At 45.2% G+C, this 6,327-nt stretch carries 7 protein-coding genes; 4 read left to right on the forward strand and 3 right to left on the reverse strand.

The window, feature by feature from the left end; all coding sequences use genetic code 11:
• Positions 1–179: 179 nt before the first annotated feature.
• Entirely contained in the window at positions 180–947 is a 768-nt protein-coding gene (locus IM509_RS02780) for a creatininase family protein (protein WP_052275992.1), read from the reverse strand.
• A gap of 70 nt (positions 948–1,017) precedes the next feature.
• Between IM509_RS02780 and IM509_RS02785 the strand changes: the two genes are divergently transcribed.
• Positions 1,018–1,770, forward strand: coding sequence for a response regulator transcription factor (locus IM509_RS02785; protein ID WP_052275991.1), 753 nt, complete (start codon positions 1,018–1,020; stop codon positions 1,768–1,770).
• 47 nt (positions 1,771–1,817) lie between these two features.
• The gene (locus tag IM509_RS02790; RefSeq protein WP_052275990.1) at positions 1,818–3,137 is read left to right on the forward strand and encodes a sensor histidine kinase; all 1,320 of its coding nucleotides are present in this window, start codon (positions 1,818–1,820) and stop codon (positions 3,135–3,137) included.
• 120 nt (positions 3,138–3,257) lie between these two features.
• Here the strand turns inward: IM509_RS02790 and IM509_RS02795 are convergent, their stop codons facing one another.
• Complete coding sequence (locus IM509_RS02795; protein ID WP_185236730.1) at positions 3,258–3,419, reverse strand: hypothetical protein; 162 nt, start codon at positions 3,417–3,419, stop codon at positions 3,258–3,260.
• Between the two features lie 134 nt (positions 3,420–3,553).
• Between IM509_RS02795 and phoU the strand changes: the two genes are divergently transcribed.
• The gene (gene phoU, locus IM509_RS02800; RefSeq protein WP_004157861.1) at positions 3,554–4,222 is read left to right on the forward strand and encodes a phosphate signaling complex protein PhoU; all 669 of its coding nucleotides are present in this window, start codon (positions 3,554–3,556) and stop codon (positions 4,220–4,222) included.
• 49 nt (positions 4,223–4,271) lie between these two features.
• On the opposite strand, the gene IM509_RS02805 is transcribed toward phoU, so the two are convergent.
• Positions 4,272–5,141: an ABC transporter permease gene (locus tag IM509_RS02805; protein ID WP_072926151.1), complete on the reverse strand. Its 870-nt coding sequence runs from the start codon at positions 5,139–5,141 to the stop codon at positions 4,272–4,274.
• A gap of 292 nt (positions 5,142–5,433) precedes the next feature.
• Here IM509_RS02805 and IM509_RS02810 point away from each other — a divergent pair, with 292 nt between their 5' ends.
• Positions 5,434–5,910, forward strand: coding sequence for an NAD(P)H-quinone oxidoreductase subunit N (locus IM509_RS02810; RefSeq protein ID WP_052275987.1), 477 nt, complete (start codon positions 5,434–5,436; stop codon positions 5,908–5,910).
• The last annotated feature ends 417 nt before the right edge of the window (positions 5,911–6,327 follow it).

The following is a 6,327-nucleotide window of genomic DNA, read 5'->3' on the forward strand; positions in this document are numbered from 1 at the left end:
AGGCGTTAAAAGTTGTCAGACACCCCCCTTATCAAGGGGGGCAGGGGGGATCCCCCCGCCTATCGGCACCCCCCTTATCAAGGGGGGCAGGGGGGATCGAACCTAAAATCCATTTTTAATTTAATTATAACCAGCTACTTACTTAGGGTTACAGTTAAATTATTCCGGGTCTCGGTGGCTTAGTTACTAATCAACTCAGACACAGGACAAGAGAGCCATTCTAGATAAGTATTACTCAATTCTTTCACCGCTAATTCATAGAATCTCTGACCGTGTTCGGGAGTCGCTAAAGCAGGATTGGAACCCATACGACCATCGGGGTAATTTTGGCGAAAATTAGCCGCACCGTAAATACCATGACCAGAAGCCACTTTTTCCGATAAAAAGGCATTTTTACGGCTTTCAGGGTAAAGATACTGAGTTAATGCCACTTCGCTCGGTGTAGCGTGGGAACCCTCCTGCTCTCCATATAATTCTTTGGCTAAAAGATAAACTTCTCGCACCATAAACCAATTGGCCACTTGACATTTAACCTCGTTTGTGTTAGGCAAATTAAGGGAATCCAAATGATAATAGGTTTCCGAAAAAGCGGCCTTTAGGGTGGCAATATTGCCCCCGTGACCATTAATAAAGAAAAATTGACGAAAACCGGCTCTAGCTAAACAAGTCACATAGTCGAGGATGACTTGAATCAAAGTGCTAGGACGAAGACTAATTGTACCCGGGAAAGCCGTGTGATGTAGGGCCATACCGACATTTAAGGTGGGTGCTACCATTGCTCGTACCTGTTTCCCCACTCCTTTAGCGATCGCCTCAGCACATAGAGCATCTGTACCAATAAGTCCCGTCGGCCCGTGTTGTTCCGTGGAACCAATAGGAATAATAATTCCCTGAGATTGTTCTAGATAGGATTCCACCTCTAACCAGGTGGATAACTGTAATAACATTCGGCTCTACCCCCCCCGAGTGCAGGTTGACCAATTGAGATAAAATTAGGACGAATAATCAAGTATTTTTATGTTAACCCTTGACACCCCCCCCTTGTCGGCGAGTACGGATTTCGTTCCCAATCATCGGATTTTAATCGTCGAAGACGAAGAAGTGATTCGGGATATGATTATTTTGGCTTTGGAAGAAGAAGGTTATGAGGCGCTCGGTGTTAGTGATGGTCGCGCTGCTCTAGAATTACTGCAAAGTCAAGAATCTAATCACGGTGAGTCTCGTTTTGATTTGGTCGTTTTGGATTTAATGCTACCCCAAATCAACGGTCTTGATATCTGTCGTCTGTTGCGCTATCACGGCAATATTATCCCGATTTTAATCTTAAGTGCTAAGGCCAGCGAAACCGATCGAGTTTTGGGTTTAGAAGTAGGTGCCGATGATTATCTGACTAAACCCTTTAGTATGCGAGAATTAGTCGCTCGTTGTCGCGCTCTGATTCGTCGTCAAGGATTTACTTCCCTTGCTGCTGCTCCCGTGCGAAAATTCCGCGATGTTTTTCTCTATACCCAAGAATGTCGGGTGACGGTGCGAGATGAAGAAATTAACCTTTCTCCTAAAGAATTCCGTCTCCTCGACCTATTTATGAGTTATCCGCGCCGAGTTTGGTCAAGAGAGCAGTTAATTGAACAAATTTGGGGACCAGATTTTTTAGGAGACACCAAAACCGTCGATGTTCACATTCGCTGGTTACGCGAAAAACTGGAAATCGATCCCAGTCAACCGGAATACCTAATTACTGTACGCGGTTTCGGTTATCGTTTTGGCTAGGTGAGCGATTATATTTTCAAATTTAGCGATCGCCGCTTTCTGGGATAATGACTATTTTCGCTTTTATTTTCGGAGTAGTTTTAGGTTTGAGTATTTGTTATTGGCAAGTCTCACGCTTAAATGGGGAGTTAAAGCGAAATCTAATCGCTCTCTCGGATTCGGTGGATTTATCGGCCTCTTTTCCCGTTACCTCCCTGGTACGTCGAGAATTACAGTTTCTCTCCCAAAGTCTGCAAGAGCGAGAAAAGAGCTTAGAAATTCAGAAATCCTTGCTAGAACTAGCGCCGATCGCCTATCTTCATATAGATGCCGATAATCAACTGCTCTGGTGTAATCAACAGGCAATAACCCTCTTAAAACTCGATCGCTGGCAGCCAGATCAGGTGCGTCTGCTGCTGGAATTGGTGCGCTCCTACGAATTAGATCAATTAATTCAAGAAACTCGCCAAAAACAGAGTCCACAGGTGCAAACTTGGACTTTTTACCCGACTAATTATCCTATCACCCCTATCAGCGATCGCCAAGTGATTGCTCCTAAATCGATTGCCTTGAAGGGTTACGGTTATCCCTTGCCAGAAGGTGAAATCGCTGTATTTATCGAAAATAGACAGCCTTTAGTGGAATTATCGCAAAATCGCGAGCGAGCTTTCTCTGACTTAACTCACGAGTTACGCACTCCCTTAACCTCCATTTCTCTCCTTACCGAAGCTTTACAAAAACGCCTCCAAGCTCCCGAAAGACGCTGGTTAGAACAAATGGCGAAAGAAGTGGAGCGTTTGAGCCAATTAGTGTGCGATTGGCTAGAAATCAGTGAATTACAAGCGGATGCGGGGCGATCTTTACAATACCAGATGATCAATCTACAGGATCTAATCCGCGCCGCTTGGCAAACTGTCACCCCAATAGCCGCCCAAAAACAGATTAGCTTAGATTATTCCTCTCCGGTGGATTGGACGGTAGAAGTTGATCGTTCTCGTCTGCTGCAAGTTTTCCTAAATCTCTTTGATAATGCCATTAAGTATAGTCCCGATCAGGGGAAAATTCGCCTAGAAATTCGAGAAATATCCGATACTATCGGGGAAAAATGGCTAAAAATTGACGTTATCGACAACGGGAAGGGATTTAACGAAGCGGATCTACCCTACGTTTTTGATCGCCTCTTTCGCGGTGATCCTTCCCGCACCCGTCAAAAACAAAGCACAAGGGATTATAGTACCGGTTTAGGTTTATCGATTGCCAAAGAGATTATTCAAGCCCATGGCGGTTCGATCGTCGCTCAAAATGATCCTAACACCGGCGGCGCTCGCCTACAAGTCACTCTCCCCCGTCAAAAAAAGGAGGTGGGAATTATGAATTATGAATTATGAATTATGAATTGGGGAAGTGGGGTGTTGGGGTTTTAGGGTTTTAGGGTTTTAGGGTGTTGGGGTTTTAGGGTTTTAGGGTTTTAGGGTGTTGGGGTTTTAGGGTGTTGGGGTTTTAGGGTTTTAGTTGAATTTCCCCATTTCCCCATTTCCCCATTTCCCCATTTCCCCATTTCCCCATTTCCCCATTCCCCCATTTCCCCATTCCCCCATTTCCCCATTTCCCCATTCCCCCATTTCCCCATTCCCCCATTCCCCCATTTCCCCATTTCCCCATTTCCCCATTCCCCCATTCCCCCATTTCCCCATTCCCCCTAGAGAAAAAAATCTGTCAAGTTCTCTAGACAACTGTACAAAATCGAAAATTTTCTTGTTATGACTGTAGAGAAAGAGTAGTTTTATGTTAAGCGAATCCGACCGTGAGCCTATCCAAAGAAACCAATCATCCCGATCGCACCTATTTCGCTCGTTCTCTCCAGCGATTGGAACAGGATGTGCTGAGAATGGGAACCTTGGTCGAAGAATCCTTTCGTCTTAGCCATCAATCCCTTTTTGCTAGGGATTTGGAAATGGCGAAAAAAATCCCCCCCCTTGACAAGGAAATCGATCGCTACTACCGTCAAATCGAGTTAGATTGTGCCACTCTCATGACTCTACAGGCTCCCGTAGCCCAAGATTTGCGGCTTTTAAGTGCTTTTATGCAATTAGTGCGCGATTTGGAACGTATCGGCGATTATGCCAAGGATTTGGCGGAAATAGCTCTCAAATTATTCGCCTACACTCCCCACGATTGTATGAGTGAGATCGAGGCCATGTCCCACCATGCTCAGTATATGTTAGCCACGAGCCTTGTTGCTCTGGCTGACCTCGATCAAGAAGCCGGTCCAAAGGTCAAAGAACTAGATAATACGGTCGATCGAGCCTATGATTATCTCTATCACACTCTCGCCCATCAAAGAGATATTAAGGGTGTGGTGGAACCAATCCTGCTGATGGCTTTACTAATCCGTCATCTGGAACGTATGGCCGATCACGCCACCAATATCGCCCAAAGGGTATCCTACATTGTTACTGGACAGAGAGGCTGAGGGTGTGGAAGTTCCTCAGATGATTTCTCTCGAACTCTGGCCCGCGCTTTTAGCGTTTACGACTCAGGGGGTTGAAAATTTCACTTAACCCCTCCCCCAAGAGGGATAAACCCACCACCATCGTGGTCATTGCTAATCCGGGGAATAAAGTGGTCCACCAGATACCTGTAGATAAATCCGCCAAAGCTTCCTTGAGATCATGACCCCATTCCGGCACTTCTTCCGGTAATCCTAAGCCTAAAAAGCCTAAACCGCCTAAAACAAGGATCGCATCTGCTGCGTTGAGGGTAAAAAGAACCGGGACACTCTGGACGACATTAAAGAAAAGATATTTTGATAATATCCGGCTAGGACTGGCACCGATCGCTCGTGCCGCTTCGATAAATAACTCATTTTTAACGCTGGCGGTTTGATTTCTGACCACGCGAAAATATTGGGGAATATAGGCAATGCTAACAGCGATCGCTACATTGACGATACCACGACCCAAAACGAAAGCGAGAGCCACCGATAATAACAACCCCGGCAAGGTGTAGAGGGTATCCATGAGAAAGAGGAGAACGCGATCGATCTTACCCCCCAAATAACCGCTAATTAACCCCAAAGGAACCCCGATGACTAAAGATAATCCTGTGGCCAAAAATACCACGGACAAGGCCGCTCGCGCCCCGAATAGGGTGCGGGAAAAGACATCATAACCGCGCACATTCGTCCCGAACCAATGGGCGGAACTGGGGGCTTGTAGGGGATAATTGCTTAAAATGTCGGTTGGATCCTGAATCATGCCGATCGCTTGCAGAAGGGGCGAAAACAGGGCAATCAGGATAAAAATAATTGTCAATACCAACCCAACCCCTAGGAGTTTAGTGGTTAGGTTGGGTTTCAGAAAAGGATCGATCGGCAATTTAACAGGAGTCATCGACAAAATTTAGCCATTGCATAGAACGCTAATTGTACAAGAGCAGTGTTTTTTCAAACAGCTGGGGCCGAAACGACCATAAACCAGAGCAAGACTGCTAAAGCTAAAACAGTTAGTTTAATCAGGATATAAAGCAGTCCGTTGGGATAAAGGAGATCGTGAAACATATTGCCTCCTCGGGAGAGAGTAGCGATTGTCCCTCTCTACCTTTGATCTTAAGTCTTTCTCTGTTCACCTGACCCACAACTTAACAAAACGTGCGATTATAGGGAAAAAGATTTTTTTACTAACTATGGCACTACTGACCACAGGAAAACCATTTATTCGCGATCTGGAACAATACGGTGCTTTAGGGGTTTACGCACCCTTAGAAGGGGGTTACGAGGGACGCTATCAAAGACGTTTACGGGCCACTGGTTACAATGTCCTGCATATCACCGCTAGAGGTCTAGGGGATTTAAGTGCCTATCTGACCGGCATTCATGGAGTCCGTCCCCCCCATTTAGGTAAAAAAAATATTGGTCGGGAAGCAGCCGTGGGACCGGTTTATTTTATTCCTCCCATTGCTACCTATCAATTAGAAAATTTACCCCCCAAATCCAAGGGTTTAGTGATTTGGATTATTGAAAGTTTTGTTTTATCCTCGCAAGAAAAACAATACTTAATTAATCTTAGTCAACAGGAACCCCGGTTAAAATTTGTCCTCGAATTGGGTGGGGAAAGATATTTCCGTTGGCAACCTTTGAGCAAATCTTTAGTCGCTGCCTAAATTTCCCAAATAACACGGGTACTGAAAGATATCCCCCTCAACCCCTCTCCCCGGAGAGGGAAACTTCAATTCTTGAGAGTTTGTTGTTCCTTTCTCACCCTTGGTAGCTATTTATTTAAGTAGGGAGGCACAATTATTTGTAGGATGGGTTAGCGGTAGCGTAACCCATGCGGGAGTTGGGTTTCATGCTTCAACCCAACCTACGTTCATCTTATATTTAATTGCACCCACCCACTTAATTTTGGCTCTTCGGTTTGTGTTATGCAATCGACAGGGTTTATAAGGGATGGAACCCTTATATAGAAAGGCATTTAGCGATTTTTGTTAATTGTTTTTTGTCTAGAGCGAACTAATCAATTAAATCTCTTGCCAGATAAGGATTTAGTCGATTTATGCCCCCCTATCGAACCATACCAA

It is taken from the genome of Microcystis sp. M31BS1 (genome assembly GCF_020245285.1).
Classification (GTDB): domain Bacteria; phylum Cyanobacteriota; class Cyanobacteriia; order Cyanobacteriales; family Microcystaceae; genus Microcystis; species Microcystis panniformis.

What these genes read in the sequence shown, in the direction of transcription:
- IM509_RS02805 (WP_072926151.1), bottom strand. Translation starts at nt 5,141, where the DNA reads ATGACTCCTGTTAAATTGCCGATCGATCCTTTTCTGAAACCCAACCTA.
- IM509_RS02780 (WP_052275992.1), bottom strand. Translation starts at nt 947, where the DNA reads ATGTTATTACAGTTATCCACCTGGTTAGAGGTGGAATCCTATCTAGAA.
- IM509_RS02790 (WP_052275990.1), top strand. Translation starts at nt 1,818, where the DNA reads ATGACTATTTTCGCTTTTATTTTCGGAGTAGTTTTAGGTTTGAGTATT.
- IM509_RS02795 (WP_185236730.1), bottom strand. Translation starts at nt 3,419, where the DNA reads ATGGGGAAATGGGGAAATGGGGAAATGGGGGAATGGGGGAATGGGGAA.
- IM509_RS02810 (WP_052275987.1), top strand. Translation starts at nt 5,434, where the DNA reads ATGGCACTACTGACCACAGGAAAACCATTTATTCGCGATCTGGAACAA.
- IM509_RS02785 (WP_052275991.1), top strand. Translation starts at nt 1,018, where the DNA reads ATGTTAACCCTTGACACCCCCCCCTTGTCGGCGAGTACGGATTTCGTT.